Raw genomic sequence first — 26,805 nt, forward strand, 5'->3', positions numbered from 1 at the left:
CACAATCGGCGCTATTCCCGCGTCAACATTGAACAGTCAGACTGAACGATAGCGGCGTGGCTACGCTTTGCCTTCCATCGATTGAACATCAGGCCGATGAATTTCTACTCTACGTCTACCTCGCTGTTTAGCGAGGTAAAGAGCGGCGTCCGCTCGACGCAGCAGTTCCGAGCGGGACTCTCCAGGCTGAGACTGTGCTACGCCAGCGGGAAACGAAAGAGTGATGGTTACGTGCGCTGGTAGTCGAGAGCAGACGGGCGGAATCGAGCGCATCATAGCTTCGAGTTCCTGCTTTGCCTGTTCGACTGTCAGGAGTGGCAGGATGATGAGAAATTCCTCGCCACCGAGACGGCCAAGCACGCTTCGCCCGGCGCTAAGACCGGTGCAATGCTGCGAGAAATGGCGTAGTGCTTCGTCGCCGGTCTCGTGTCCGAAGGTATCGTTGATGGATTTGAAGTGGTCAAGGTCAAGAAGGGCCACGGTCACTGGCGAGTGACCTTCATCTGGTGTGTGAAGCAACGCGTCCAATCGCGCGAGGGTTAATCGTCGGTTTGGCACGCCGGTGAGTTCATCTATGCCGCTGAGCAAGACCGCTTCATCTCGTTGTGCCGAGAGAATTCTCTCCGTTTGCTTCAGCGAGGTGATGTCAGCACCTGTCAAAACTATCCAACCGTCTGGCAGGAAGGTCTCGGTACACCAAAACCAGTGGTCATCGACGAAGTCCACAGGAAACGAGCGTTGCCTCGATTCGCCGAAGCAGCCCCGTCGACGCGTCTGCGCGTCCGCGATAAATGCAATCGGGTCCTCAGCTTCGATTCTCACGGTCTTACCATTGCGAGCGGCGTCCAAGACGATGTCCGCGAACGTAGCGACCTGACCCGCTTCCAATGCGAACATGCGCAAGAAACTGTCATTCGCATATCGTAGGTAGTCCTTTTCATCGTAGACACCGACGAACGAGCTACCTAGCAAAAACGCCCGTACGAGCGCCGAGGGAAAGCCGGGAGCTTCGATGTGAGCGTCGATGCGGACGATTTTCCTAGTCGGTTCCATTCCCGAATGATTATCGCGACGTCTATGGCGGTGGGGATGAGCAGAAGATTACCGCGCTGAAACTATCTGAGCAATGATGGCGCCGAGCCTTATCCTTTTCTCAACAGACTTAAGCGCACGGACCACGTTGTTTAGGAGGAGGAAAATCGCCGGTGCGCCGCGCTGGAGAGATGTCTTCCAAAGGACTTCGGGCCACTGGCGCTCGACTAGGGTTGAACCGGTCGTTGAATTTCCGGCTGGCGTCGTCCTGTTGCCATCGCCAGATTCGCACTTTTGGCGACAATCCTCAACTTCGCGACAACGTTGTGGTACTTGGAAAAAGCCTCCGCCATCGCGGGGTCCCTGAAGGCCGTCACAGCTTGAGTGTCATTCGGCCCCGTGATGGCTCCGTCTGGAACTCCGTGTGACCAGCCGCGCACCGCTCGAAAACTGACGACAATCTGGACGAATGACATACCAATGTACTCCAGACGCGCTTCTTCGAAGGCCAACGGCTCGCCGGTTAATTCGCAAGGGACGCGCCGCAAATTATCTCCGTACCGTTCGAAGGCCCTTTTCTTCGCAGTCAACATAGACGGTTCTACGGCGGCTCTACAGGCGCTTGTGAACTGCTGAGCATCGCTTTTAGGATGTGCCCTCACCGCTACAACGTAACTGAAATCAGTCGCGTCACCTCGGGTGTGAACGACCCAGAAACCGGCGGTTAAGAAACCTTTGCCTCCGTAGCGCCGGCGTTCGAAGTGGTCGATGCCCGACCCTGCTTTCGCCGAGCCGGCGTTGATGGAGAGGTCGTAGCGCTCAATCAATGCCGCGAGGTCGTCGTGGTCGTGCGCGTCCTCGACAACCTGGTCGTCCGAGTATCGCGCGAGCATCTGCTGAAAGTGGACAAGCGCCGCTCTATGCGAAGGCCAACTCTTTCCGTTCGATAATGTCACTGCTGTCGCCATGTTGAACTCCTTTTGCTTGACGAGTACCGATTCCTATTTCGGACGAAGACTTCGAATATGCCGTTCGAAGCCTCGGACTCCATCCGCCTAGTATGCGTCGTCGCGCCGGTATTAAATAGACAGTCCCTCGAAAGTAATTTTTGGAAGAATCAGCGTGGAACCCTCAGAACCTTGGCCTCCAGGAGAGGAAAAACGCTGGCTCAGCCACACATCTGAATTCATCTGCGCCAGAACTTGTCCTACGCCGCCTGACGGCGCCGACAGCTCGACCGGATTCCGGCTCGGACGACACACGCGTTAGTCGCTGAAATCGCACGAGGCAGCGGGGCACGACTTTTCCAAGGCATGTTCATTGCGGTCCCATTCGAACCTTGCTTTCGCGTCGCCCGCGCGCGACAAGGATTGCGAGCGGCGGTAGATTTCTGCCGTGTCGAGGGAGTCGCGGGCTCTAACAGTAGGTGGCAATCATGGCGACAAGTGATTTGGCAGGTTCGGGTGCCGCGACGCAGGGCGGCGCAAACATTGTAGGCAGTGGCGTTGGGGAGGGGCCTGGACCGGATGTGATGGCAGCATCGACGCTTGAAGATACGACGGTCATCACGTCGGATGCCGAGGACGTCGGGAAAATCAAAGAAGTCATGGTGGATATGCGCAGCGGACGTATCGCGTACGCCGTCTTGTCGAGTGGTGGGTTCCTCGGGATGGGCGATACGCTCCGAGCAATACCATGGAATGCGCTCACGCTTGACACCGACCAGAAGGTCTTCAGAGTCGATGTAACGGCGGAGCGCATCAAGAGCGAGCCTGGATTTGACAAAGACCATTGGCCGGCTATGGCGGATTCGGCTTGGGGCTCGTCGCTGCACCAATATTACAACCGTACGCCCTATTGGGCACCGGCGACTACGCCTTTGGCGGGAGTCGGAGGTCCTCTCGACGTCTGACGACGACTCTCCAATGTGGAGCGCTTTTGTTGCGGCCCGTCGTAGTGGTTTGACGGGCTTCTTCGCATGCGCCGGAAAAGTTGATGCTCCTACCGCCGCGTACGTTGGCCGGGCACGCCAGATGTGGGTCTCGTGGGAAGGGTAGACGTAAATTGTCGCCGCGGAGCTAACAGAGCGGTTTGAAGCGCGCAGAGCGCCGCGTATGCTCGATGAAACGCGTGGTCCGACAGATGCACCGTTCCTGTCAAGTCCCGCCTCTCCCTTGGACGCAAAAGGGCGCCGGACAAACGACGAGTTCGACGATTGTGACCTGAACTGCGGTCTTCTGACTGACGTCAGGAATGTTTGGGACCTACTATTTATCAGGAATCCAATGCATATTCGCAATAATATGATGCAGACAGCCCTTCGATGGGCATTTCCATTGAAGCGTGAGAAGGGACCTCGGAGTGCGTTGTTCGCCTGTCCATATCCCAGCGCACTGGTCGCGATGTTAATTTCGGGATTAGTCCGTTATAGACAGACCGCTTACTTGCTTTAGATGATGTTTGTGCGTCAGCAGCGTTCACGAACGAACATTGGTGCTGCATTGAGGGCTTACTTGGGTGCGATGCTTCGTGCATCATCGAACCCTGCTGCCTGCCCAAAGGGCGAGCACGCTTCGCATAATTGAGAACGATTCACGTGAGACGCGGACACGACACGGTTTCGAACACTCGGTGCGGCTGAGGTTGTAGCTGTTGGCGATGATATTCAAGTATTCAGAACATGGCGTTCGGCCGGAGGCGGGCAATGCACAGTGAGCAAGTAAATTGGACGCACCGCCAGTTTGATTCGTTGTCTCGGGTCTTAATCGTCGACGACTACCGAGCAGCTGCTATAGCAGTCGCGGATTACCTGTCTTTGTCAGGAATTCAAACCCGCGTCGCCGGAGGATGCGGCGATGCCCTTGAAATAATTCGAAGCTGGGTTCCGGATGTGGTCTTACTTGACCTGATGATGCCGCAACGCGACGGTTTCACAACTGCGCGTGCAATCAGAGCATATCCGTCGACCTCAGGGGCCTTCATCTGCGCCTACACCGCGAGCGACGATGTTCTCATTACACGGAGCGAAGACCGCAGTCTATTCGATGGCTACGTCCGGAAAGGCGCTTCTCCGCCAAGGCTTCTCTCATACCTCAATCACTTGCAGCAGACTGCATAAGATTGCTTTCTGGCGGGAATCTGCTTGGGACTGCGAGCAGGGGTCCCCACCAGAAGCGATGCAAAGATGCGATGGACGAGTTCAGTGCGTCCGCAAGAGAGCACTGGCAACTATGGGCATGTTCGTGGGAGTGTTCGATGCCAGCGCGGAATGTAAAAAGGGCAGAGACGTCAAAACACGACGGACTTCAAGCACCACAAAGTCATCGTGCCGGCTCCGTTGGGAGATACAGCAAACGAACGGGTCGTCTTGCGGCGCTTGTTCTCCTCGTTGTAGGGGGCGGATTTTGTTTTGCGGCTTGGCTGCAAGCGGAACTGAGTCCACGACTCCATCCCCATTCGACAGTCGTAGGGCGTGTGGTTGGGGCATCGGATGCGGCACTATCGGCTCCTTCCCATGTGACATCTCTACATGCTCCCCGCTCTGTTAATGCCCCTGCAGTGGGCACGCCAGCCCTCGTCATTCAGCTTGCATCTGGCGAAGGGGCAGCGCTTGCAGATGTTCCGCAACGTGCGTACGTCGACAAGCTTCAGCCAGCGCATCAGCCGGTGAAGTCCCAGATATCATCGCGGCGCTTCCCTCCGCGGAATCCCACATTGGCGCCTTCGACGAAGGAGGATTCGCGAGCGCCGCCGTTCATGAGCACTTTTGCGCACCATTGAGTTTCAGAACGAACTCGGACGCCCAGCAACGGCGGTCGCGTGATGTCCGAGCGGAATGATTGGCGCTCTTCCGATGGCCGTGCTACTAGGCATCGCATACCGGCTCATCTGGTCGCCTTGACCACAGTGGCTGACGGCTTCCTACGTTCTTTGGCTTTCGGCGCAGGGCAAAGGAGCGCGCCATGGCCGCAGACTCGCAAGGAACGATGCGTGGCACAGCGATGAGACTAATGATTCGCGAGCGTCCTATTTCGACAAAAGAGTCACTGGGCATGGGCATTGCTGCTCGTCAAAGCTCATCCCAACGAGGCTGTCTCGCGATGAAAAATCCATCGTCTCGGCGAGCAAAGCTCGTTCTCTTTTCTAGTCGTCCTATCGTCAACCCAATAGCCGGGCAGGACGAGGACGACTATGCCGTCTACGCTTCCTATCGGCCGCATCTCAGCGGATTCTTTGGCACGCTGAAGGTCGTGAGATTGACGGACTCCCGGCTGCTTTACCCGTTTGAAGGCGCCGACGAGATTGGACCGTTCCCCACGCAGGCCGCAGCGAGAGCTGCCGCGGCGCAGCGCGGAAGCGATATCGTGCTGGGCGACTTGCGAACTCCGGAGCTATGAGACTGTTGCGCTTGAGCGGAGACGACGACTTTTCAGCGAGAATCCATCTGACCTCATTGCACGCGTTGACATGACCGCCCCACGGTTGTTCGCCGGATTGTTGGATGAATTGATTCACCGCTTTCGAAACGCGCGGGCGAATCTTCGGAGGAGGGCTGCCTTGCGGCACGCGTGAAATGAGCATTGCTTCAGGTGCGGGTGTAGGGTCGTAGGAATTGAGGTCTTGAAATGCCTGTTCGGGGCGCCGGTGCCGCTGCGGGAGGCGAATTGCTACGTCAGTGCAAGACCTCGCATGCTCTTTGCGTGCACGCAGATGCCGCAGTCGTTCGCGGCGCAATGCAGACCGAGTCGCAGTCGTGCAAGGTGCACGATAGCCTCTAATTGCTGCGACTTTGGCTAAATCTAGCGAGGTTACAGATGGCAACCGGCACAGTGAAGTGGTTCAACGACGCAAAGGGTTTTGGGTTCATCAGCCCAGACGATGGTGGAGAGGACCTGTTTGCGCACTTCTCCGAAATCAAGGCCGAGGGGTTCAAGTCGCTGCAAGAAAACCAGAAAGTGAGCTTCGAGGTCAAAATGGGCCCGAAGGGCAAGCAAGCATCGAACATTAAACCTGTCTGAGTGTCGCTCGGTTTGAACTGGTTCGAGCGCACGGAAAGAGATGCTCGCAAATTGCGAACCAAGGGTTTATACTGACCTTGTCTCCTCCATGTCTCACCGACTTGGATTCAAGCCTGCGTTCACGCAGGCTTTTCTTTTTCGGTTGTTGTTTCGAGTCCTTGGCGCAGACATCAGCGGTGCGCTTCACGCCGCCAGGCAGGCTTCAATTTCGCCCTCAGGGCCGTGTACAACTCGCCTGCCAGCATCTTCTCCTTCTCTCTTCGGACCGAATGCGCGTTTGTTCGTTGAGGCCCCATTCTGGGGTGACCGCAAGACGCCGGGCGACGGTCGAACTCAGATGAAGCGGGTGGCGGCCGGTCTTCACACGCTCGTATACTTTCGATGACTTCAACGGATTGAAGTGACCCAATGTCGAATCTCGCCATCAGCTCGCTTCCGCAGGTACAGGCACGTGCGCATCTCGTCGCCGACCGGATTGACCTCAAGAATTTCAAAATCACCGATTCGCTCGCCACGACACCGCTGACGGTAACGGTCGCGGGCTCCGACGGCGTCGCCGTTCTTTTCAGGTACGGCGTCGTCGTGTTTTTTGGTGTGTCGCTTGATGATGAACAACGGTTTCTCTCCTCGTTAGCCCCGTTGCTGCACAACGCGTACGGGCGACCTCAGCTTGAAGAAATTGCCATCCAGAGCGGCAAGACGAACGTTGGTGTGCAGGGTGGTGCGGTCTGGCTCGATGCGCTGACGTTGGAAAAGGCTCAGGTGATAGCCGACAGCCTCAGCAAAAGCCTTGTGCTGTCGATGTATGAAGACAAGACCGCGAGCGAGTTCGATAGCATTATTCCGTTGGCATCGGAACTGGCGAGAACAGGAAAGGTGAGCGCGGACGCCAAGACGCTGCTCTCAAAAATCGGCGGGATGCTCCTCATCGAACACCGCATGGTTGGTCGGGCTGAAATCGGCGACAAGCCGGAGACCCTTTGGGAACACCCGGAGCTCGGCGGCCTCTACGCACTATTGGAGGACGAATACGAGCTGCACGAGCGACAAGCCGCGCTTGAACGCAAGCTGCAGCTGATTTCGGGAACTGCGCAAACCTTGGCCGAAATCGTGGACACCAAACACGTTCACCGCCTCGAATGGTATGTCATAGGGCTTATTGCCCTTGAAATCGTGATTGGTTTGGCGGACCTGGCGCATAAGTTCTTTTTCTGAGTGCTTCCGCCTGCACGGCCGTCATGCTGCCCCGAGAACCTTAGTTCGGGCCGTGACAGTAAAGGCTTGAATCAGCACGTGTGCGGCTACTACTCACGCGAGGTCGCACTCGATTGACAGAGAAGCTGCCACCTGAAGAGGTTGCTCCTGATGTGACTGAGTATCGTCGACGCTTCTCGACGCTGCATTTCCTTCGGTAAGACGGCTTTCATAGGGCGTCGCGCCCAACGCGTGGGGCTTTATTGATTTTAGGCTGTGTGACGCCAGTTCCAAGGAAGCGAAATGTTTTGCGATACGATTTGCAGGATGTAGCCCTACTGCGGATGACGGTTCAGTTGCGGGAAGCGCTCACGCGTCTCAAGCGTGAGCTCGCAGTCGAATTTTCGCTCTCCGGCATTAGAGTAGCTGTCGAGGGCGACGCAGTTGTCGTCAAGTCAAGCGCATCGCGGTGCCATGCTGTATCGGAACCCTTAGAGAGCTTGCTTCGCGATTAGGTGTTTCGACTGACTACGGCACCGGCAACGCGCTGAACACAACGCGGAATGCGGGTCATCGCGGCAATACAGTCATTTTGACCGAAGCGTCCCCCGCGACAGCTGTAATCAGAAGGTGCTTGAACAAAGGTAAGTGCAGCACCGGCTCTCCCGGTCACCCGGGCGAAGTGAGTCGTCGCGAGTGCTTGATAGCTCGCATGGCGCTTTAGTTCTGGACGACAATGGGACGGAGGAAATGAACCTCCTTGTCGGCAATAAGGTCCCGCGTAGCTTCGTCATAAACAGCTCGATACGGCTTCTGAGGCTGTTCCCGCAGCCACTCCCCCTGTGAGCCGTTCCATACTTCGAACAGCACCAGCTCGTCAGGTGCAGACGGGTCTTCGCTGAGCACGGCGCTGACCAAGGCTGATTCCTTCGCCATAGTCTTCATTAGTTCGGCGAGGTGCGGGACAAACTCGTCTTTGGTCGATGGAAACAATTTGAAGCGAACATAGAGTGACACCATTTGAACGTCCTTGTGTTGTGTCATAACGTGGAGCATCCGAGTAGGTTGTACTGACAGCGGCGCTCGCATGTAAGCAACTGACCGATTGCTCGATGCAGAGCCGGCCGCAGGAGCGCGGCTGCGGCCGCCTTACATTCAGTCCGTTCGATGCCGATTAGTTGTCGAACTGGCTAATTGTCGCGTTGTACGCGCGCGTGGCCATTTCTTCGAGCGGGAGCTTGCGCTCTACTTCGGACAGGATTTCAACGCCCCACGGTCCGTTCCAGCCGGTGGCTTGAATCGCTTTGATGAAGCCCTTGACGTCGAGGACGCCTTCGCCAGGCAGGCGACGCTTGTGGCAGGTGTCCATCCAAAGGGGTTCGATGGCATAGCGGTCTGCGTCATCGAGCTCAATCCCTTTGATGAACTCGGGCTTGATGGTGGCGATTTCCTTGAAGTCGACGTTGCCGCGACTCAGATGCCAAATGTCGAGCAGCAGACCAGCATTCGCTTTGTTCGCGCCTTCGACAATGGCCTTGCCGGTTTCAATCGTGCGGACGTTGCTAAACGGCATGATTTCCAGCATGACTTGCGTGCCGCGCTTCTCGGCGTCGTCCGCCAACTTGCCAAACTCTTCAACCATGAGTGGGACGTTCGCCGTATCTTCGCCGATGCCGGGGCCAATCTTCACGATACGCGCGCGGAGTTCCTCAGCGGCTTTCAGGTAGTAGTAGCGCTGGCTATCAGAGGTGCGGCGACGCTCCCCCGTTTGATACCAGTCGACCAGGAACTCGAACTCGACGTGCTTCATTCCGTTGGCTTCGAGGATGCGGCGCATTTCTGGGAAGCCAATCTTGTCGGCGGTGGCGTAGATGTCCGAGTGAATCAGGCCGATGCCGTCCCAGCCGGCCTTCGCGGCCGCTTCGACCCGGTCCTTGAAGCTGAAGGGGCTGATTTCGGTCGGACCGAACGGATAGACATCGCCCGACAGCGTGAAGTAAGCAGCAACGAGTTCGACTTTGGACTTGGACATGTGAGACCTCTTGAAAGTGACGACGGGCGGTGCAATGCCAGTCGTGGGGAATCGATGTCCTGAACTATCGCGTAGAAGTCGCGGCAGATAAACAGCCCTCGAATCGTCTTTCCGTAGAGTAAAAGTACACAATATCGCCCAATGTTTGGCGTCCTGCCGTCTTGGGGACCCCGCCGCATCATGCTCATCACTCGATTCTTCAAACGTCTGGTGGCAATCACTCCGAGACCGTCACCATTTTTCCAGTGGCAGGAAATAACTTTTCGTTCTGTCGCATTTTTCTTTCCTAGACCAAGCCTTACTGTGCCTCCACCAAAACACCAAAACCCGGCTCCGCCACCCGCGGGCCCACTGGAGACACAGCATGAAAATCCGCAAATCCATCGTTTCTTGTTTCGCTCTCGCGGCCATCGCGAGCGCACTTGGTACCAGCGCCCATGCGGCCGACCAGCCCCGTGTTGCTTTGCTCATGCCGACGCAGAGCGTTGAATACTGGGCGCTCTATGCGAAGGGCTTCGAGAAGGAAGCGGCCGCTCAGGGCCTCAAGCTCGACGTAAAGGTAAGCAACTACGACGCAAACGAACAAGCCACTGCGGTCGACCAGACGCTTGCCCAGAAGCCCGATGTCATCGTTCTCATCCCTGTGGACTCGAGCGCCATGGTCCCGTCGATTCGCAAGATTGACCAAGCCAAGATTCCGCTGGTCATCTCGAACTCGATGCCCGACCAGAAATATTCCAAGTACTGGAAGGTCTTCACGGGCCCCAACGACATCAGCAATGGCGAAGTCGCCGCGAAGACCATGATTCAGGGCTTCAAGGAAAAGGGGTATGGCGACAAAGGCAAGGTCATCGTCATCAACGGACCGATGGGTACGCCGCCTCAAGTTCAGCGCTATCAAGGCTTCGTGGACGGCCTCAAGAAGAATGCACCTGGAATCGAAGTCGTCGGTTCGCAACCGGCCGACTGGGACGCTGTGAAGGCCGAAGCGGCTGCGTCAGCGCTTTTCACCCAATTTAAGGACGTGAAAGGCGTCTACACGGAGAACGATTCGCAGCTCCGCGGTGTCGTGACTGCCGCACAGCGCCTCGGGCTCGACCCGTCGAAGCTCGTAATCGTCGGCCACGGCTGCGACTCCGGTGCGGTGGAAGCCATCGCCGCCGGAAAGGCATACGCCACGGTCGAGCAGTCCCCGTTTGACGACGGTGCATACGCTGCACGGGCCGCCAAGGGCCTCGCGGCGAGCAAGGCGCCGCAAGCCATCCAGTATCTGCCGAATCCTGCTGCGACCAAGGCGACGCTCAACGTCTGCTATTCGCAGAAAAAGTAACACGCGCTGCAGGGTTGACCGTCGCGCACGCGGCAGGACGTTTTTCGCGACCCTTCGGGGTCGCTTTCGTTTTACGAATGGAGACAACGATGAGACGAGAGATTGGCGTAGCTGTGATTGGCACCGGCTTCATGGGAAAGGCCCACGCGCTGGCATACCGAGCCGTGCCAAACGCATTTCCAAATTCGCTGAAGCCGCGGATGGTGGCAGTGGCCGATGTGAGCGAGGTCGGTGCTCAGCAAGCGGCTGAGCACTTCGGCTTCGAACGAGCCACGGCTGACTGGCGCACGTTGCTGGACGACCCCTGTGTGCAGGTCATTTCAATCACGACGCCATGCAGCCTACATCGAGAAATGGCTCTGGCGGCCATTGCCGCCGGCAAGCACGTACATTGCGAAAAGCCGATTGCTCCGTCGGCCGCCGATGCACTCGAGATGATGAAGGCTGCCGAGGCCGCGAAGGTCGTTACGCAGGTTGGCTACAACTACATCAAAAACCCCGTACTCAAGCTGGCGCGGGAGATGATTGCATCTGGTGAGCTTGGCGAAATCACGAGCTTTCGGGGCGTCCACGCTGAAGACTACATGGCCGACCCGGAGATTCCGTATGGATGGCGAGTTGACCCGCAGAACGGGGCCGGCGCGCTGGCTGAAATTGGTAACCATATCGTCGGCATGTCTCGATTCCTCCTCGGGACCTTCACCCAGGTCAACGCGCAGCTCGAGACCGTCAACAAAACTCGACCGGTGGCGCCGGGGTCGTCCGAGCGGCGTGAAGTCAAGGTCGACGACATCGCCCGACTGATGGTGACGTTTGAGCGAGGATGCTCAGGGTCCATCGAAGCGAATTGGGCGGCGACTGGCCGCAAGATGCAACTCGAGTTCGAGGTCTACGGAACGAAGGGTGCACTGTACTTCTCACAAGAGCGCTTCAATGAGCTTCAGTATTTCAAGGCCGGCGGCGACCCTCGGACATCGGGTTTCACCCGTATCGAAGCGGGCCCGGTCCATCCTCCCTACGAAAACTTCACTGTGGCCGGTGGTCATCAACTCGGCTTCAACGATTTGAAAACCATCGAGATGGCCGAGTTCATCGCAGCTATCGAGCACGGCACGCCCACGTTCCCGGACTTCCGAGAGGCATGGGAAATTCAACGCATTGTCGATGCGGCGATTCGGTCGTCATCGCAGGGGCAGCGAATCACTCTCTAAAGAGAGCCAAAGCCTCAAGTTGCGCGCGGTTGGTCGGGCATCACGTCCCGACCCCGCGCGTTTTTTTGAGGCTATGACAGCACAGATATTTCCTTCCACCGGAAATATCATTTCGCCGCAGCGCATTTTTCTTTTCCAGGCGAACTAATAACCTGTGACTCAACAATAACGAGGCCGCTGACGCGAGTTTCTGCTGGAGACGACATGCATTCCTGCGCACGCAGCGATTCCCTGCGAATTCCTCTCCTCAAAGCCCACCGACAGCAGCGTCGCTGATGCCGCAGCGCCTCACGGCTCGTTCTGTGCCTTGGTGGCGAGGTATGCCCAGCATCGACGCAAGACATCGTTATTCGAGATGCATGCCGTCACCCACACACGACCAGCTACGCGCAGGAGTTGGGCAACTGTGACAGGCATCAACCCTTGACAGCGGACGACCGAAGAGTCTCCGCGTTTGGAGGAAGACAATGCTGCAAGACGCGAATTCCGGCGCCGAGCCGGTAGCTGCTCAGAGTCTGCTCTGCGCTCGCAATCTCACAAAACGTTATGGCGGCGTCAAGGCGCTGACAGGTGTCAGCCTCGAATTGGCGCCCGGTGAGATTCATGCGCTGTGCGGAGAGAACGGGGCTGGCAAAAGCACGTTCATCAAAATTCTCGGCGGCCTCGTTCAGCCTGACGACGGCGAAATCACCGTCGACGGCCACAATCTGAAACTCGGAAGTCGCACGGACCCCCGACTTATCTCCATCGTTCACCAAGAGCTCGCAATCGTCCCGACACTCTCGGTGCTCGACAACATTCTTCTCGGTGGCGCCGACCAGAGCGAAATCTATCGACGCAGTCAATATCGGGACTCTGTCCGCGAGCATCTCGACTCAGTCGGATTGTCACACGTTAAGCTGGATGCTCCGGCGTCCCGGCTCAGCCTAGCCGAATGCCAGCTCGCAGAAATCGCGCGGGGCATGTCGCGAAAGGCGAAAGTGCCCCTTCTCGACGAGCCGACTGCCACTTTGTCGGATGCGGAGATTGTTCGAGTCTTTGACGTCGCGCGCAAGCTGCGCGACCAAGGCACCGCAATGATATTCGTGAGCCACCGGCTCGATGAGGTCTTTGCGCTGACGGACCGGGTCACGGTGTTCCGCAACGGCCAGCATGTCCTGACGCAACGTACCTCCGACATGACGACCGCTGAAGTGGTCAAGGCGATGATTGGGCGCGAACTTGTGCATAGCAAGGTCAAACCGCCCGAGAGCCGCGCAGATGTCGCGCCTCGACTTTCGGTGTCCAGCCTGACGGTTGCAGATAAGGTCAAAGACCTGTCAGTGGAAGTAGCGCCCGGTGAGATTCTCGCGGTCGTCGGTCAGCTTGGTTCAGGGGCCGAAGTACTTGTGGAGGCGCTCGCCGGACTTCGTGGTGATATCTCCAACTCAGTCAAGGTCGATGGACAGCCCATCAAGCTTGACACCATCCACAGTTCGTTGAAGGCAGGCATCGCGTACGTCGCCGAGGACCGTGCGGATAAGGGCGTCTTTCTGGATGCGCCGATTGCTATCAACATCACGGCGTCCGTGATGGCGAAGTTCAGCAAGGCTGGAATCATGCGACGTGCCGGCGAGCAGGAAGAGGCTCGACGTCTCGCGTCGATGTTCGCCATCGACCCGAAGCGGCTTCCTCACGAAGTTTCGACGCTCAGCGGTGGCAATCAGCAAAAGGTGTCGCTGGCTAAAGCAGTTGCGCTCGCACCTCGCCTGTTGCTGTTGAACGAGCCAACCCGAGGCGTTGACATCGGCGCCCGCGCGGAAATCTATTCGACGCTTCGCAAGATGGCGGACGACGGCTTGGCGATTGTCTTCTACTCGACAGACCTCGAAGAAATTCTGGAACTCGCAGACACCGTTCTCACCGTCTTCCGTGGTCGGACGGTCCGCCATAAACCTCGATTCGAAATAGATGGTGACACGCTGCTCCACGACATCGTCGCGGGCGACAACGACGCGTCTCACGGACATGTCTCTTTCCGAAACCAACCTGCGGAGGTGGGTAATGCATAAGACCGCTCTGGAGCCCACTGCACAAGTGTCGCCAACTGCGTTGCGACGCTGGGCATCGGCACTCTTTGGAACGACGAGCATTCATGCCGCGTCGATTCGAATCGCCACGCTTGTCCTCATCGTTGTCGCTGCAGCCATCGTGCCGCACTTCACGGAGTTCGGGAACTTGCAGTCGCTGATGTATTCGGTAGCAGCAGTCGGGATTGGCGCTATCGGTATGGCGCTCGTCACCCTCAGCGGCAATCTCTTCATGCTGTCGATGGGTGCGACGGCGGCGGTCTCGACTGTCATGTTTGCCGCGCTCATCCATTTGAGTTTGAGTGCGACGCTGCTGCTCGTGGTATTGAGCGGATTGCTGATGGGCGCTGTGCAAGGCGGAGTCATTGCGCTAGGTAAAGCGAACCCCATCATCACGACGATTGCAACCTCGTCAATCATCATCGGTGCAGGCGTCATCTACACCGGCGGCCTGACGGTGATTGGGAAGGGCGACGCCACCTGGCTTGGCCAAGGCAAGCTGTTTGGCTGGCTGCCGAATCAAATCCTCGTGCTGGCCATATTTGCCGCAATTGCCAGCTTCATTCTCCAGAAGTCGCGAATCGGACGTGAAATCCGCTTGCTCGGAATGCGGGCCGAGGTTGCACGTATTGCTGGACTTCGGACGATGGCCGCGACACTCGTTTGTTACGCGTTCGCTGGCGCAGCAGCGGCACTGGCCGGCTCCTTGATTGCTTCGTCGTCGGCTCAAGGCAATTTGACGTACGGCATCGACCTCGACTTCAACGCGATTGCCGCCGTGCTGGTCGGTGGCATTTCGATTCGTGGTGGTCGTGGACAGATATCGGACGCAGTTACTGGCGCCATCTTCCTTGCGGTCATCAGCAACATCCTGTTGGTCAGCGGCGTGAGCTACGAATACCAACTGGTCGCAAAAGGCATCGTGGTTCTCGCCGCGGTGGTGTTCGGCGCGTTGCTCGCCCGGCTCGGTCCGGGACGGAAATAACAGGAGACTCGGAAATGGACCAATCTCAACGACTTCTCAATCTGGCGATTCGGCTCGTCTTGCTCGTCGGCATGCCGGTAATCTTTGGCCTCAGCGTCAATCACTACTTCTCGCAGGCCAACCTGTACGCGATTTTCCAGGCGTTTGCGTTTCTTGGAATCATCGCCCTCGGTCTTTCGGTCACGATGGTCGCTGGCGAATTCGACCTGAGCGTAGCGGCAATCTCGACAGTGGCCGGTCTCATCACCGTGAAGTTCGGCGGCGATAGCGCTTTGCTCGGCATTTCGTACGCGGTTATCTTCGGCGTGGTGGTTGGCATCGCAAACGCAGCCTTGTTGCCATGGCTTGGCGTCTCCTCGCTGGTGACAACTGTTGGCTCGATGATGTTTTTGACCGGCGTGGGGTACTGGCTCGCAGGCGGGCGTGTCTTGAGTTACGGCAATCTCGACGTCAGTGACTTTCTCGACCAAAGCGTGGCAGGCATCTTCTCGCCGCGAAGTCTCATCACAATCGCCTGCTTTGTCGTGGTTTCGCTATTCCTCCGCTTTACCACGCTCGGTCGTGACATTTACGCATCCGGCGGTCATCGAAAGGCGGCGATTCAGAGCGGTGCTCGGGTCGGAAAGGCTCTGACGGTCGGCTTTGTCATCTCCGGTGGGTTGTCGGCTCTGGGCGGAGGCTTGCTCTCGCTGAGCCTCGCGACCGCCTCCGCGACGATGGGCAGCAACATCCTGCTCCAGGCGGCCTCGGCGGCCATCGTCGGCGGTGTTGCGCTGGGCGGCGGTATCGGCTCACCACTCGGTGTCGCGATGGGCGTTCTGATTCTCACCATCCTGAACAACGGCCTCGGCTTGCTGAATGCGACGTCCACTCAGATTCTTCTCGTGAACGGACTGCTGCTTCTGATTGTGGTCCTGCTCGACGGGCGCCTGGGTGCGGTTATGGCTTCCCCGTTCGAGCGATTTGGGCGGCGAAGGACAAACCCCGCTCCCTAACGCCACGAATGTTTCGAGATATTGCCGACGCGTGCTCAACGCTTCGGCCGCTCTTTTCGACGGTCCGAAATACCGCCTGCTGCATCCCGAACAGATGCCATCCGATTCCTAAAGACTCGTCCACTTCGATGCCGCTAAGGACGACGAGGAACTCCCCTCGAGCCTCGCGCGCTTGTGGAGTACATCAAAGCGACCTGGTCCGAGGCAGGTGTTATTCGGGCGAGAAGTGTTTTCGTCATTTCGGTCGAACAACATGCCAGACAGTATTTAGCCCATCGCCGTGAGTGTCGCCGGGCTTCTTGTCCATTGCGCCACTAAAGAGGCGCTTGCCTTGATAAGCCCATTGGCGTTCGCCGTTGCTGCTGGCCGGTACCAAAGACAGCTTTCCGGTTTCCTTGTCGTCTTGTTGCGCAAGGGCCGGAGGAAAATTTCTATTGCAGTCTCCCTCGCAAGATTTCGTATCTGGCGACCCTGCTCCGCTAAATTCGTATAGCGTCATGCCACGTTCGTCTACCAGAATTCCGTCGTTCACGTGAGGTGCGGTTGCGAATGCGCTAATGGGAACGAGAAGAGCGATAGAAATGAGAACTGTCTTCACGATAATCCCCTTGACGTCACGTTAGACGTGAAGTGATGGGCTGCTCGTTCCTTCGCGAGCACGGCGGCGGACGAGCTAATGTGCGACTTGCACGCGCCTGAAGGCTCGCAGCAGCGTGAGGTCGTAACTAATCTTGAGCACTCCGCATGCCACGAGCGGCGCGCCGACATATCCCGATGCCATCAATGCCCCAGCTAGCATTGGCCCTAGTGCCGATGCGAGGCTCCTTGGCACGGAGGTGAAACTGGCGGCGGCGGGCCGTTCGGGCGGCGTTACCACGGCCATGACATATGCCGTTCTGGTCGGGACATCCATCTGCGAAAGAGCGCTGCGTAGCAACAACAGCGTCAGGGTCGCCCAAAGGGAGGAACAAAATGCTGCGCCAATTAAGCAGAGACTGGAGGGAATGTGAGTGAACACCATCGTATTAAGGAGGCCAACCCTGCGGGCGAGTGGAACGGCCACCAGTTGAGAGCCCGCTGACAGCAGTCCTGTCCAGAAGAAGAACTGTGCGGCAATGCTGAGCGAAAGGCCAAATCGCTGTAGCAGCCATAGGGAGAGGAGCGAATTCGCGACCAGGCCACCCGCGAATGCATCCACGCTGAAAAGCAGAGCGAGGCGAGTTACGACGCGCCGGGAGGGGCCCAGTGAAGCGCGAACAGTGTTATCACTCGGTCGGTGCTCAGGCAAGCCGCGATACAGCCAGCAAAGCACCGCTCCAACCACCGCGTACACGACGAACATAATTCGCAGCGCCGTCAACATCTCGAGCTCGGTACGCGAAACCAGCCATGCTGGCACCGCAGCTGCGAACGCGCCGACTGCAGCCGATAGAGCCCCGGCGAGGCTGTAACGCGCGAATGTTGCGGTCCGCGCTTCCGCCGTAGCCAACTCGGCCAGGCGCGACTGTTCAAGCGGCAAAAACAGGCTGACGTCTCCTGAACTCGGGTTGAGCGTACCAACGAATGCGATGAGGAGCAGAGGCCACCACGACGACAACGAGGCAAAACCCACTCCCGTCGCAGCCATCATGAGAGCGGCGAAGAGCAGCATCCGACGTAGTGGATACCGATGGCCAATTACACCGACCGCGATGGTCGCCAACGCCGAGCCGAACAAGGTGGCGCTACCAATCAGTCCGACCTCGACTTGTCCAAAGCCCAGCGCGAGCAGAAACACAGGCAACAGCACGGCAACGTACCCGTCGCAGAAGCCACGCAATGAGCGTCCAACCATGACCCGAGCGATTTCATCGTCCGCTCCCGCTGGGAGCACAAGACGCAGGACGAACCGTCGAGATTTTCGGCGCGGGCGCACTTCTGTTCCTCCGCAGTCGAATCACATCGTTAAAGTATTGTAGCTTTATCTACACAATTGTAGACTCGGTTGCATGAACACGATTGACTGGTTTCTTCTCGTCCTAACCTTCCCGACCGATAACGCCACTGCCCGGATGCGGTTCTGGCGAGCCTTGAAGGCTCGGGGATGTGCCGTTCTGCGCGACGGCGTATATCTGCTTCCCGCTACGGCTGGCTCGGAAGCGGACCTCCTGGGACTGGCCCGTGGAATCGATGAGGCCGGCGGCACCGCTCATGTCGTGCACGTCAAGAGCAGGGACGATGAACAACGTCAGCTCTTTCAGTCCCTTTTTGACCGGAGTGAGGAATACGAGGCTTTCGCGCGTGGTCTCGCCGAGTCCCGAAAGAGCCTGTCGGGGCTGTCGCCAGCGGAAGTCGAACGACTCTTGCGGCGCGTGCGGAAGGACTACGACGCCGTCGTCAGCATCGATTTCTTCCCGAATGAGGCCGGAACTCGAGCGGAGGCGGCTTGGCAGGACTTCGTAGCTCTGGCGGACACCATCCTGTCGCCCGGCGAACCGCATTCGTCCGAAGCTTTCATCCGTTCTCTGAGCCGCGAGGACTATCAGGGTCGCACGTGGGCGACGCGGCAGCGGCCGTGGGTCGACCGGGTGGCGAGTGCCTGGCTGATTCGTCGCTTCATCGACGCAAACCCGCGAATTCTGTGGTTGTCGTCGCCCGCTGATTGCCCGCAGGATGCGCTTGGTTTTGATTTTGACGGTGCTGCGTTCACACACATCGGAGACCGCGTCACGTTTGAAGTACTTTTAGCGAGCTTCGGCCTCGACGAGGAACCGGGACTGGTCGAACTCGGGAAAATGGTCCACTCGCTCGACATCGGCGGCCCAACGGTTCCAGAAGCAGCCGGTTTCGAAGCTGTCATGACCGGGGCAAAACAGCGTGGGTTGAGCGACGACAGCATGCTGTCCGAAATGAGCCTCGTACTCGACTCGCTGCTTGCGCATTTCGCGACGAACGCGAAGGTCGAGCTGGGGAAAAAGCGATGAATCCAAGCAGCCAGGCAGTGCCGGGATACACCTTGGGGCAGCTGGTGACGTACATGTTGAGGCTCGGCACTTTCGGATTCGGTGGCCCCGTTGCGCTCGCAGGCTACATGCGACGGGACCTGGTCGAGAGGCGCGGATGGATAACGGAGGCCGATTACAAAGAGGGGCTCACGCTCGCGCAGCTGGCCCCCGGGCCGATGGCCGCACAGTTGGCCATATATCTAGGTTACGTGCACTTCAGGATTCTGGGCGCCACGCTGGTCGGCATTGCGTTTGTATTGCCGTCATTCTTCATGGTCATCGCGCTTGGTTGGGCGTACGCCCACTTCGGCGGTCTTTCTTGGATGCAGGCGGTGTTCTACGGCGTGGGTCCGGCCGTCGTTGGCATCATTGCGATGAGCGCATACAAGCTCACTCGAAAAACCGTTGGCTCAGACTGGTTGCTGTGGGCCATCTACCTGACTCTCCTTGTTGTGACCTTCGTCACCGAGTCGGAGATTGCATGGCTGTTCATTGCTGCGGGAATCATCGGTTGGCTTCACCACGCCCCGCCGAGATGGCTCCGCAAAGACACACTCAATAGCCTCGCGCTTTTAAATCTTCCAATGGTGAGCAGTGTCCTGGGCGGAGTGGACCTGTCGTTGCTCGCTCAGATAGGTGTTTTCTTCGCAAAAGCCGGCGCCTTTGTTTTTGGCTCGGGGCTCGCCATCGTACCGTTCCTCTACGGTGGCGTGGTCACGGAACATCACTGGCTGAACGACAAGCAGTTCGTTGACGCAGTCGCCGTCGCGATGATTACGCCGGGCCCTGTCGTTATTACGGTCGGCTTTATTGGCTATCTCGTCGCGGGGCTGGCTGGTGCCTGTGTCGCCGCGCTCGGCACCTTTCTCCCGTGCTACCTATTCACGGTGATTCCCGCTCCGTACGTCAAAAAATACGGTCACCTGCCTGCCGTCAAAGCATTTGTCGATGGCATTACCGCAGCGGCCGTAGGCGCAATCTCAGGCTCGGTACTTGTCATCGCGAAGCGTTCAATCGTCGACATACCGACGGCCGTAGTTGCGCTCGTCACGGTGTTGTTGCTCTGGCGGTGCAAGAAGCTCCAGGAGCCCGTCATTGTTATCGCAGCCGCCGTGTTCGGCCTTGTCGCATACCCACTTCTTCACGCGCACCTTGGCTAACAACATGGCTGCGCCATAAGGGAGGCGTTATGGCAACTCGCAGAGAATTCATCCAGACCGCCTGTATCGCGAGCGCGGGCGTGCTATTGGTATCGACGGACGTCGTTGCCGCAGAATCCTCCGGCTACATCGATAAGCTAACGGACGCAAATGGGAAATACGAAGCTGCACCGTTGCCATTCGCCTTTGATGCGCTGGAGCCGCATATCGATGCGCGCACTGTAGAGCTCCACTACAACTTCCATCACAAGCCGGCGGTGACGGCCGCGAACAAGGCAGAAGAGGCACTCACGAAGGCGCGTGAAGCTAACGATTTCGCGCTGGTGAAGTACTACGAAAAGGAGCTTGCATATCAGCTCTCGAGCCATATCTTGCACACCATCTACTGGACAAGCATTTCAGGCAACGGAGGTGAACCCTCTGGCAGTTTGGCAAAAGCAATTGACCGGGACTTCGGCTCCTACTCCAAACTTAAGGCCCAACTGCTTGCTGCGAGTGTTGCCGTGGAAGCGTCGGGGTGGGGAATCGTTGGCTATCTTCCGGCCACTGACCGGATAATGATTCTCCAATGCGAGAATCATCAAAAGCTGACGGCCTGGGGCATCCAGCCGTTGCTGGTACTGGACGTCTTTGAGCACGCGTACTACCTGAAGTATCAAAACAAGCGAGCCGACTACCTCAATCAGTTGACGAGTCTGCTCAATTGGGAAAATGCGGCAAGGAGACTGGAGACCGTGCAGTTGAGCCGGAAACATTCATGAATGGTCACGCAGTGGCGACCAAAGCTTGACCGGGGTTGTGGGCCCGAGGCTCATCGGGGACTTGTCCCTTGACGATTGCGACCGACGGTGAAGCGGCTTGTTGTTGAGGGCAGCTACCCGACATTGCGGACAGCGAAGGAACTCCGCATCCATCGAGCCGAATGGCGGTCGTGAACGGGGACTTTCGCCCCGTTCAGCGACTACTGCGCCAGATATCCGCCATCGATGACCAGTTCACTACCGGTTACGAATGAAGACTCGTCGCTCGCGAGGAAGACGCAACCGGCAGCAACCTCTTCGGGCGTACCCATCCGACCCATCGGCGTGCTTGCGATGATTCCGGCATTCATGTCGTTCGACTGAGCTTCGACGAGTGGCGTCCGAATGAGGCCTGGGTGAACGGAATTCACACGGATGTTCTCCGGTGCGTACGTGACCGCTGCATTCTTCGTCATATTCCGAACGCCGCCCTTGGCTGCGTTATACGCTGCGGCGCCAGGGACGCCGACGTTTCCCCAAATGGAAGCGAAATTTATAATCGAGCCGCGCTTAGCGGCACGCATTGACGGTAGCACGGCTTGCATCCCCAGGAAGCTACCGGTGAGATTCACGCCGAGGACACGGTCCCAACTTTCTCTGTCGGTTCCGTGAACAGGCTCGTAGCACGCCACGATGCCTGCGTTGTTGACGAGCACGTCTATTCGACCGTGCTTCGCAAGAATGCCCTCGACCACACGAGTCCAATCTTCACTCGACGACACATCGAGCTTCACGTGTTCGATGCCGTCAGTCTCCACTCCTGGTTTGACATCGCCTGCGATTACGGTGGCACCTTCTCGAGCGAATGCTTGCGCTACGGCGAGGCCGATTCCTTGCACTGCACCCGTGACGAGGGCGACTTTCCCTTGCAGTCGGTTCATCTTGTTCTCCGAAAACATAGCCTTTGCTGTTTGCATCGAGGTAGGCGGACGCCATTGGTGCCCGCCGTGAGGTTCTAGCGGCCTCTGCGGCGCATCTGGTCGAGAAATACGATGGCGATAATCAGCATCCCGGTGACGATTCGCTGCCAGAACGGGTCGATGTTTAGAAGGTTGGCGCCCTGCGAGAGCGTGGTCAGCAGGGCCGCGCCGATAATTGGGCCTTGAATATTGCCGACCGCGCCGAAGAGACTTGCGCCACCGATGACGGCCGACGCGATGGACTGCAACTCCCATCCTTCGCCGGTGGTCGCCATCCCGATGCTGAGTCGGCTGGCGACCAGGATGCCGACAAGCGCCGCGCATACCGCCGAAACGATATAGGCGACGTAGATAACGAGCGTCACGTTGACACCAGAGAGTCGAACGGCTTCCTTATTCGAGCCGACGGCGAAAAGATAGCGCCCCCACTTGGAACGATGCAGAAGGAAGTACCCCGGAACAGCAACAACCAGCACGGTCCAGAACAAGGTCGGCACCCCGAGGAATGAGCCACGGGCGAACGAGGTGAAGGCCATCGGTAATCCCGCCACCGGCTCGCCCCGGGTGATGAGAAGCGTGAATCCACGCAAGGACGTAAGGGTTGCCAGTGTCGTGATGAACGGCGGAAGACCGAGCTTGGTGGTGCAAAAGCCGTGAAACGCGCCAATCACGACTCCAATCATCAGCGTCAAGACAATCGCGGCGCTGATAGGCATGCCGCTCTTAATCAGCATCGAGACCACGACAGACGAAAGGCCGACGACGGCACCAACGGAAAGGTCGATACCAGCGGTAATCATCACGAATGTCTGTCCGATGGCGATGATGGCCCAGAACGAGACTTGCCGCATCAGGTTCGTGATGTTCTCTTCAGTGAGAAAGTTCGGCGTTGCGACCGACAACGCGACCCACAGAAGAATGAGAACAAGAAACAGCGTGAGGTCCAGCAGCCAGGTCATTCGACCGAGCCGGGACATGGTCGCGGGGGTTTGAAGGGTCGACATTTTCATCCTCGATTGAATCTAGACGTTTGGATACGAAAGCATCAAGCGCCGATTGCGGCAGCGAGAATGGCTTCGTGGGACGTGGCACTCGGAACATCGCTGGCCGCAAGCCTTCCTTTGCGAAAGACGTGCAACTTGTCGGCGAGGTCGTAGACCTCGGGCAGATAGGACGAAATCAAAATGATTCCGGCGCCTTCCTCCAGCAGTTTTGCGAAGAGCTTGTAAATTTCGCTCTTCGCGCCGACGTCGACGCCCACCGTTGGCTCATCTACGATGAAGAGGTCTGCGCCGGGAATCAGCCACTTCCCGAGGACAATTTTTTGTTGGTTTCCGCCGGAAAGAGACGAGGCGTTTGCTTCGATGCCAGACGTACGAATTGAGAGCGCCTTGACTTGGGCGTTGGCATTCTTGCGTTCATCGCCACGACGCAAGAGCCCTCCGAGCGAAATCGACGGGTAGCTGGCCAGGTTGAGATTCAGCCGAACCGGCAGATTGAGACAAAGCCCTTGGTCCCGACGGCTTTCGGGCAGGAGCGCGATACCCGCCTTGACTGCATCTCGCTCCGACCGGATGCGAAGAGGCGTCCCACACCATGTGACCGAGCCTGCAGTTCGTTTCCGGCGACCGAAGAGCGTTTCTACGAATTCGCTGCGCCCGGAGCCAATCAGCCCGTAGAGGCCGACGATTTCGCCACGTCGAACAGTTAGCGAGATATCTTCGAAGCCTGCGCCAGACAATCCTTCGACTCGGATGAGTTCCTCGCCGATGGGTACTTCGACCTTAAAATGGACATCCGCGACCTCACGAGCGACCATGTCCTTGACTAATCGAGACGTCAACGGCTCTGCTTCAACACCTTTGACCTGGTGCGTCGAGATGAGGCTTCCGTCCCGCATGACGCTGGCGCGGTCAGCCAGTTCGAGAATCTCCTCCATCCGGTGGCTGATATAAACAATCGTGACGCCACGCGCATTGAGCTCACGGATGAGCTTGAAGAGTTGGTCAGTCTCACTTCGTGTGAGGTAGGCCGTCGGCTCGTCGAAGATGATGAGTCGTGTGTCACCGGAGGCGGCCCGTGCTGTAGCCACAAGTTGCTGCTGGCCGATTGTGAAATCTCCGAGGCGCCTCGAAGCATCGATGTCGAAGCCGACACGCTTGAGCAAAGCACGGCCGTCTGCGAGCATCTTTCGGCGGCGCATCATGCCGAAGTTTGTTTCCTCATGGCCGAGGTAGAGATTTGCAGCAACGCTCAGATGCGGGCACAGCACCACCTCTTGATGGATGGCAGCGATGCCGAGCTTTAGCGCGTCGAGCGGACCCGCGAACTCGACCGGCGTGCCGTCCCAGACGAGCGAGCCGGTCGTCTTCTGCACGGCGCCAGTAAGTATCTTGATGAGTGTCGATTTCCCAGCTCCGTTCTCACCTACGATGCATGGACTTCGCCTTTGCGGAGTTCGAGGTATATCGATTTCAGCGCAGTCGTGCCTGGATAGACTTTGCTCAACCCGCGTAGCGTGAACAGAGGTTCGTTCATGTCGCATCTCCCTGTGTTCGCTGACATGCCTCAACGGCAGCTGAGGTCCGGATTGAGCAGGCGCTTACCATCAGGCGCGTCGAGGTCGGCACTGCGGATGACATGTACTCCCGTGTCGACGAAGGTGTTGACCTTCTCGCCCTTGACCTTCTTGACAGCCGTTTCGATAGACAGGTAGCCCATTTGAAACGGGTCTTGAACAATCATTGCTTTCATGTCACCGCTTCGAACGAGCTTGACGAGTTCATCGGTCGAATCGACGGTGACCCCCATCACGCGGTCCTTTGCCTTCGTTTCTGCGATGCCTTGACCGACGCCCAGGCCGCTGTAGAAGGTGTCGCCAAAGATTCCGCGAAGTTGGGGAAAGGTCGAAAGCACGTCGAGAGTCGTATTCAGGGACCCGGTTACGGAGCCGTCACCGATACGGGTCGTGACTACCTTCAGCCCCGGATATTTCTTGGCGACCTGGTCTCTGAATCCGTCGACACGGTCCTGAACAGACTTAACGCCTGGGAGAAACTGCAGAATTGCAACTTGACCCTCAGCTTTGCCGTATTTCTTTTGTATCTCCTGGGCAAGGGTATCCGCGCCAAGCCTGCCTGCGGCGACGTTGTCGGTCATCACCGTAGCGGCGACTTGCTTCGAGTTGGACGGCGTGTCTGCGACTACGACAGGAATCTTGGTCGCGGCCTCGTCGATGGCGGGGCCGAGCGCTTCGGCCGAGACCGGGGTGATGACCACTGCCGCCGGTTTGCCAGAGACGGCGTTCTCAAAAATTCCGATTTGGCCGGACATGTCGGCTTCGCTACTGGCACCGAGTCTGGGCACCGTCACGCCATACTTCTTCCCGGCAGTGCATGCCCCTGCAAAGACGGCCTGCCAGAACGGCACGCTCGTATTTTTCACAATCACGGGGATGGTCATGGTTGAGGCCGCCATCGAGTTCGATGACACTGCCACGGCTGCAAATGCCGCCATCGTTGCAATGAATACTTTCATGTCTGTCTCCTATGGAATATGTCTTGTGTTTGCTCGCTGTAGGCGCTTGCGCGTCCGTCATGTATTCACGCTGACCAGAATCTTCAGCTTCGCGCTGCCAGGAGCCAGTAGCGCGTCGAATCCTTGTTCCTTCACGTCGTGCATACCGACTTCTGCATCGACGACCTTTTCCACGGGGAAGAGTCCGCTGCGCATCATTGAGAAGATGCGCGGCCAGATGGTGAGTGGATAGTTCAGCGAGCCCCTGATGGTCAGGTCCTTAACCGTCCAGCGGAACGGGTCGGCCTCAACCCTTCCTGACATCAGGCCGACTTGAACAACGACGCCTTGCGCCCGAACCGAATCGATGCACGTGTCGAACGCGCGGCCATTACCCGAACATTCGATGGCCGCATCCACACCGACACCTTCAAGAGTCGTGCTGCGAATATGTGCGGCGATATCTGTGGACAGAGGGTCAAGGACCGTCACTCCAATGTCCATGCGCTCAAGTCGCTCGCGACGGTTTGCGTTGGGCTCGCTCACAAAGATGTTCGTCACGCCAGACGCCCGCGCAGCGAGGGCCGCCATGGCGCCGATGGTCCCCGCACCCGTAATCAGGATGCTGTCCCCGGCCTTGATACCCGCACGGTCGACTGCGTGCACGCCTACCGCTGCAGGTTCGACCAGCGCACCTTGCTGGTCCGTGATATCCGGAGGTAACGCAATTGCGTTCGACTCTTGGACGATGGCCTTCTCAGCCATCCCACCCCAGGGCCAACTCAGACCGACAACGGAGGCATTGGGGCCGAGGAAAGGCACGTTACGACGCCCGAAATAATCCTCGCGCGGACCAATCTGAGGCTGGATGGACACACGGTCACCTGGTGAAACGCTCGTTACGGCGCTTCCGACCGCCAGTACTTCGCCGGAGAATTCGTGTCCGAGAATCTGTGGGAGCGTGGCGCCGCTGTAGGGGTTCGAACTTACGGACGTCCAAGTAGGACCGTGGTCAAACTCGTGGAGGTCCGTGCCACAGATGCCGCAAAACGTCGGACGGACAAGCACCTGGTCAGGTGCGAGCTCGCCGGGTTCTTCTACGTCGTCAATACGAAGGTCGTGCTTGCCATGGAAACGAACGGCTTTCATCTTTTCCTCAAAATGAAGACAACAAGGCCCTAGGCGGAAGAGACCGAAAGGTCTACCGCACATGGAAAGCGTTGTGGATGTACCTACCGCGCCGACTGACTAGGAGCGGGCGGGTAAAAAGGAAGCGCTCGGTTGCGAGGCGAGGAAGTGCGAATGATTCATCGGTGTCTCCTGGGGCATCATTGGCGCCGGTTCCCTGAGTGGGATTTTGTGCTTATAGGGTATGGCCGGTTTCCGCCGAGAAACATACTTGGGGCCGAAATCATATTTCCGCTGGGCGGAAATATCGTCGAACGCGATTCGGCGGTGATTAGACAGCGTCAAGCGGCACGGCCGGTCAGCGACAACTATTCTGGCCGGTCGACGGGTGTAATTGTCGCTGGCTAGTTCATAGTTGTCGCTTCTCCATC

24 protein-coding genes are annotated in these 26,805 nt (G+C 57.9%); 13 read left to right on the forward strand and 11 right to left on the reverse strand.

Going from position 1 to position 26,805, the window contains the following annotated elements; translation table 11 throughout:
• Window positions 1–60 precede the first annotated feature (60 nt).
• Together QCE73_RS26810 and QCE73_RS26815 are read right to left on the reverse strand one after the other, a co-directional pair.
• Entirely contained in the window at window positions 61–1,053 is a 993-nt protein-coding gene (locus tag QCE73_RS26810) for a GGDEF domain-containing protein (RefSeq protein WP_309884331.1), read from the reverse strand.
• 206 nt (window positions 1,054–1,259) lie between these two features.
• A complete protein-coding gene (locus QCE73_RS26815) occupies window positions 1,260–2,000 on the reverse strand; it encodes a DUF3223 domain-containing protein (RefSeq protein WP_309884332.1) in 741 nt (246 codons plus the stop codon).
• 467 nt (window positions 2,001–2,467) lie between these two features.
• Here QCE73_RS26815 and QCE73_RS26820 point away from each other — a divergent pair, with 467 nt between their 5' ends.
• The 5 genes from QCE73_RS26820 to QCE73_RS26835 all read left to right on the forward strand — a co-directional run bounded on the left by QCE73_RS26820 (window position 2,468) and on the right by QCE73_RS26835 (window position 7,265).
• Window positions 2,468–2,944, forward strand: coding sequence for a PRC-barrel domain-containing protein (locus QCE73_RS26820; RefSeq protein WP_029672518.1), 477 nt, complete (start codon window positions 2,468–2,470; stop codon window positions 2,942–2,944).
• A 792-nt stretch (window positions 2,945–3,736) separates the two neighbouring features.
• Entirely contained in the window at window positions 3,737–4,150 is a 414-nt protein-coding gene (locus QCE73_RS39445; protein ID WP_404989817.1) for a response regulator, read from the forward strand.
• A gap of 844 nt (window positions 4,151–4,994) precedes the next feature.
• Window positions 4,995–5,429 carry a DUF6723 family protein gene (locus tag QCE73_RS26825; protein ID WP_309884333.1) on the forward strand — a complete coding sequence of 145 codons (435 nt, stop codon included), beginning with the start codon at window positions 4,995–4,997 and terminating at the stop codon, window positions 5,427–5,429.
• A 417-nt stretch (window positions 5,430–5,846) separates the two neighbouring features.
• Complete coding sequence (locus tag QCE73_RS26830) at window positions 5,847–6,050, forward strand: cold-shock protein (RefSeq protein ID WP_029672521.1); 204 nt, start codon at window positions 5,847–5,849, stop codon at window positions 6,048–6,050.
• 408 nt (window positions 6,051–6,458) lie between these two features.
• Window positions 6,459–7,265 (forward strand): RMD1 family protein, encoded by an 807-nt coding sequence (locus tag QCE73_RS26835; RefSeq protein WP_029672522.1) that lies wholly within the window; start codon window positions 6,459–6,461, stop codon window positions 7,263–7,265.
• Window positions 7,266–7,964: 699 nt separating this feature from the next.
• Here QCE73_RS26835 and QCE73_RS26840 read toward each other — a convergent pair.
• Both QCE73_RS26840 and QCE73_RS26845 read right to left on the reverse strand, forming a co-directional pair.
• Window positions 7,965–8,264 (reverse strand): antibiotic biosynthesis monooxygenase, encoded by a 300-nt coding sequence (locus tag QCE73_RS26840; protein WP_309884334.1) that lies wholly within the window; start codon window positions 8,262–8,264, stop codon window positions 7,965–7,967.
• 154 nt (window positions 8,265–8,418) lie between these two features.
• Window positions 8,419–9,276 carry a sugar phosphate isomerase/epimerase family protein gene (locus QCE73_RS26845; protein WP_309884335.1) on the reverse strand — a complete coding sequence of 286 codons (858 nt, stop codon included), beginning with the start codon at window positions 9,274–9,276 and terminating at the stop codon, window positions 8,419–8,421.
• Window positions 9,277–9,640: 364 nt separating this feature from the next.
• Here QCE73_RS26845 and QCE73_RS26850 point away from each other — a divergent pair, with 364 nt between their 5' ends.
• From QCE73_RS26850 to QCE73_RS26870, 5 genes are all read left to right on the forward strand, one after another.
• Window positions 9,641–10,606, forward strand: a complete 966-nt coding sequence (locus QCE73_RS26850) for a sugar ABC transporter substrate-binding protein (RefSeq protein WP_309884336.1) — start codon at window positions 9,641–9,643, stop codon at window positions 10,604–10,606.
• Between the two features lie 89 nt (window positions 10,607–10,695).
• Window positions 10,696–11,817 carry a Gfo/Idh/MocA family oxidoreductase gene (locus QCE73_RS26855; RefSeq protein ID WP_309884337.1) on the forward strand — a complete coding sequence of 374 codons (1,122 nt, stop codon included), beginning with the start codon at window positions 10,696–10,698 and terminating at the stop codon, window positions 11,815–11,817.
• A 467-nt stretch (window positions 11,818–12,284) separates the two neighbouring features.
• Entirely contained in the window at window positions 12,285–13,868 is a 1,584-nt protein-coding gene (locus tag QCE73_RS26860) for a sugar ABC transporter ATP-binding protein (protein WP_309884338.1), read from the forward strand.
• Complete coding sequence (locus tag QCE73_RS26865; protein WP_309884339.1) at window positions 13,861–14,871, forward strand: ABC transporter permease; 1,011 nt, start codon at window positions 13,861–13,863, stop codon at window positions 14,869–14,871. Before QCE73_RS26860 ends, QCE73_RS26865 begins: the two co-directional genes overlap by 8 nt.
• A 14-nt stretch (window positions 14,872–14,885) precedes the next feature.
• Window positions 14,886–15,866, forward strand: coding sequence for an ABC transporter permease (locus tag QCE73_RS26870; RefSeq protein ID WP_309884340.1), 981 nt, complete (start codon window positions 14,886–14,888; stop codon window positions 15,864–15,866).
• 235 nt (window positions 15,867–16,101) lie between these two features.
• Here the strand turns inward: QCE73_RS26870 and QCE73_RS26875 are convergent, their stop codons facing one another.
• Window positions 16,102–16,464, reverse strand: a complete 363-nt coding sequence (locus QCE73_RS26875; protein ID WP_309884341.1) for a transcriptional regulator — start codon at window positions 16,462–16,464, stop codon at window positions 16,102–16,104.
• Between the two features lie 75 nt (window positions 16,465–16,539).
• A complete protein-coding gene (locus QCE73_RS26880) occupies window positions 16,540–17,700 on the reverse strand; it encodes an MFS transporter (protein WP_309884342.1) in 1,161 nt (386 codons plus the stop codon).
• A 154-nt stretch (window positions 17,701–17,854) separates the two neighbouring features.
• On the opposite strand from QCE73_RS26880, the gene QCE73_RS26885 reads away from it, so the two are divergent.
• The 3 genes from QCE73_RS26885 to QCE73_RS26895 are packed head-to-tail and all read left to right on the forward strand — an operon-like array spanning window position 17,855 to window position 20,771.
• Window positions 17,855–18,829, forward strand: coding sequence for a chromate resistance protein ChrB domain-containing protein (locus QCE73_RS26885; protein WP_309884343.1), 975 nt, complete (start codon window positions 17,855–17,857; stop codon window positions 18,827–18,829).
• The gene (locus QCE73_RS26890; RefSeq protein WP_309884344.1) at window positions 18,826–20,010 is read left to right on the forward strand and encodes a chromate transporter; all 1,185 of its coding nucleotides are present in this window, start codon (window positions 18,826–18,828) and stop codon (window positions 20,008–20,010) included. The genes QCE73_RS26885 and QCE73_RS26890 overlap by 4 nt, the downstream gene beginning before the upstream one ends.
• A 29-nt stretch (window positions 20,011–20,039) precedes the next feature.
• Complete coding sequence (locus tag QCE73_RS26895) at window positions 20,040–20,771, forward strand: superoxide dismutase (RefSeq protein ID WP_309884345.1); 732 nt, start codon at window positions 20,040–20,042, stop codon at window positions 20,769–20,771.
• A 200-nt stretch (window positions 20,772–20,971) separates the two neighbouring features.
• On the opposite strand, the gene QCE73_RS26900 is transcribed toward QCE73_RS26895, so the two are convergent.
• The 5 genes from QCE73_RS26900 to QCE73_RS26920 all read right to left on the reverse strand — a co-directional run bounded on the left by QCE73_RS26900 (window position 20,972) and on the right by QCE73_RS26920 (window position 26,395).
• The gene (locus QCE73_RS26900) at window positions 20,972–21,691 is read right to left on the reverse strand and encodes an SDR family NAD(P)-dependent oxidoreductase (protein ID WP_309884346.1); all 720 of its coding nucleotides are present in this window, start codon (window positions 21,689–21,691) and stop codon (window positions 20,972–20,974) included.
• A gap of 74 nt (window positions 21,692–21,765) precedes the next feature.
• Window positions 21,766–22,689 (reverse strand): ABC transporter permease, encoded by a 924-nt coding sequence (locus QCE73_RS26905; RefSeq protein WP_309884347.1) that lies wholly within the window; start codon window positions 22,687–22,689, stop codon window positions 21,766–21,768.
• An 86-nt stretch (window positions 22,690–22,775) separates the two neighbouring features.
• Entirely contained in the window at window positions 22,776–24,107 is a 1,332-nt protein-coding gene (locus tag QCE73_RS26910; protein ID WP_309884348.1) for a sugar ABC transporter ATP-binding protein, read from the reverse strand.
• Window positions 24,108–24,298: 191 nt separating this feature from the next.
• Window positions 24,299–25,267 carry an ABC transporter substrate-binding protein gene (locus QCE73_RS26915; RefSeq protein WP_309884349.1) on the reverse strand — a complete coding sequence of 323 codons (969 nt, stop codon included), beginning with the start codon at window positions 25,265–25,267 and terminating at the stop codon, window positions 24,299–24,301.
• Window positions 25,268–25,324: 57 nt separating this feature from the next.
• A complete protein-coding gene (locus QCE73_RS26920) occupies window positions 25,325–26,395 on the reverse strand; it encodes a zinc-binding dehydrogenase (protein ID WP_309884350.1) in 1,071 nt (356 codons plus the stop codon).
• Window positions 26,396–26,805 lie beyond the last annotated feature (410 nt).

The organism is Caballeronia sp. LZ029, assembly GCF_031451275.1.
Lineage (GTDB): Bacteria > Pseudomonadota > Gammaproteobacteria > Burkholderiales > Burkholderiaceae > Caballeronia > Caballeronia jiangsuensis.

Bases quoted from the DNA above. Each gene is read 5' to 3' on its own strand.
- QCE73_RS26810 (WP_309884331.1), bottom strand. From the start codon at position 1,053: ATGGAACCGACTAGGAAAATCGTCCGCATCGACGCTCACATCGAAGCT.
- QCE73_RS26815 (WP_309884332.1), bottom strand. From the start codon at position 2,000: ATGGCGACAGCAGTGACATTATCGAACGGAAAGAGTTGGCCTTCGCAT.
- QCE73_RS26820 (WP_029672518.1), top strand. From the start codon at position 2,468: ATGGCGACAAGTGATTTGGCAGGTTCGGGTGCCGCGACGCAGGGCGGC.
- QCE73_RS39445 (WP_404989817.1), top strand. From the start codon at position 3,737: ATGCACAGTGAGCAAGTAAATTGGACGCACCGCCAGTTTGATTCGTTG.
- QCE73_RS26825 (WP_309884333.1), top strand. From the start codon at position 4,995: ATGGCCGCAGACTCGCAAGGAACGATGCGTGGCACAGCGATGAGACTA.
- QCE73_RS26830 (WP_029672521.1), top strand. From the start codon at position 5,847: ATGGCAACCGGCACAGTGAAGTGGTTCAACGACGCAAAGGGTTTTGGG.
- QCE73_RS26835 (WP_029672522.1), top strand. From the start codon at position 6,459: ATGTCGAATCTCGCCATCAGCTCGCTTCCGCAGGTACAGGCACGTGCG.
- QCE73_RS26840 (WP_309884334.1), bottom strand. From the start codon at position 8,264: ATGGTGTCACTCTATGTTCGCTTCAAATTGTTTCCATCGACCAAAGAC.
- QCE73_RS26845 (WP_309884335.1), bottom strand. From the start codon at position 9,276: ATGTCCAAGTCCAAAGTCGAACTCGTTGCTGCTTACTTCACGCTGTCG.
- QCE73_RS26850 (WP_309884336.1), top strand. From the start codon at position 9,641: ATGAAAATCCGCAAATCCATCGTTTCTTGTTTCGCTCTCGCGGCCATC.
- QCE73_RS26855 (WP_309884337.1), top strand. From the start codon at position 10,696: ATGAGACGAGAGATTGGCGTAGCTGTGATTGGCACCGGCTTCATGGGA.
- QCE73_RS26860 (WP_309884338.1), top strand. From the start codon at position 12,285: ATGCTGCAAGACGCGAATTCCGGCGCCGAGCCGGTAGCTGCTCAGAGT.
- QCE73_RS26865 (WP_309884339.1), top strand. From the start codon at position 13,861: ATGCATAAGACCGCTCTGGAGCCCACTGCACAAGTGTCGCCAACTGCG.
- QCE73_RS26870 (WP_309884340.1), top strand. From the start codon at position 14,886: ATGGACCAATCTCAACGACTTCTCAATCTGGCGATTCGGCTCGTCTTG.
- QCE73_RS26880 (WP_309884342.1), bottom strand. From the start codon at position 17,700: ATGGTTGGACGCTCATTGCGTGGCTTCTGCGACGGGTACGTTGCCGTG.
- QCE73_RS26885 (WP_309884343.1), top strand. From the start codon at position 17,855: ATGAACACGATTGACTGGTTTCTTCTCGTCCTAACCTTCCCGACCGAT.
- QCE73_RS26890 (WP_309884344.1), top strand. From the start codon at position 18,826: ATGAATCCAAGCAGCCAGGCAGTGCCGGGATACACCTTGGGGCAGCTG.
- QCE73_RS26895 (WP_309884345.1), top strand. From the start codon at position 20,040: ATGGCAACTCGCAGAGAATTCATCCAGACCGCCTGTATCGCGAGCGCG.
- QCE73_RS26900 (WP_309884346.1), bottom strand. From the start codon at position 21,691: ATGAACCGACTGCAAGGGAAAGTCGCCCTCGTCACGGGTGCAGTGCAA.
- QCE73_RS26905 (WP_309884347.1), bottom strand. From the start codon at position 22,689: ATGACCTGGCTGCTGGACCTCACGCTGTTTCTTGTTCTCATTCTTCTG.
- QCE73_RS26915 (WP_309884349.1), bottom strand. From the start codon at position 25,267: ATGAAAGTATTCATTGCAACGATGGCGGCATTTGCAGCCGTGGCAGTG.
- QCE73_RS26920 (WP_309884350.1), bottom strand. From the start codon at position 26,395: ATGAAAGCCGTTCGTTTCCATGGCAAGCACGACCTTCGTATTGACGAC.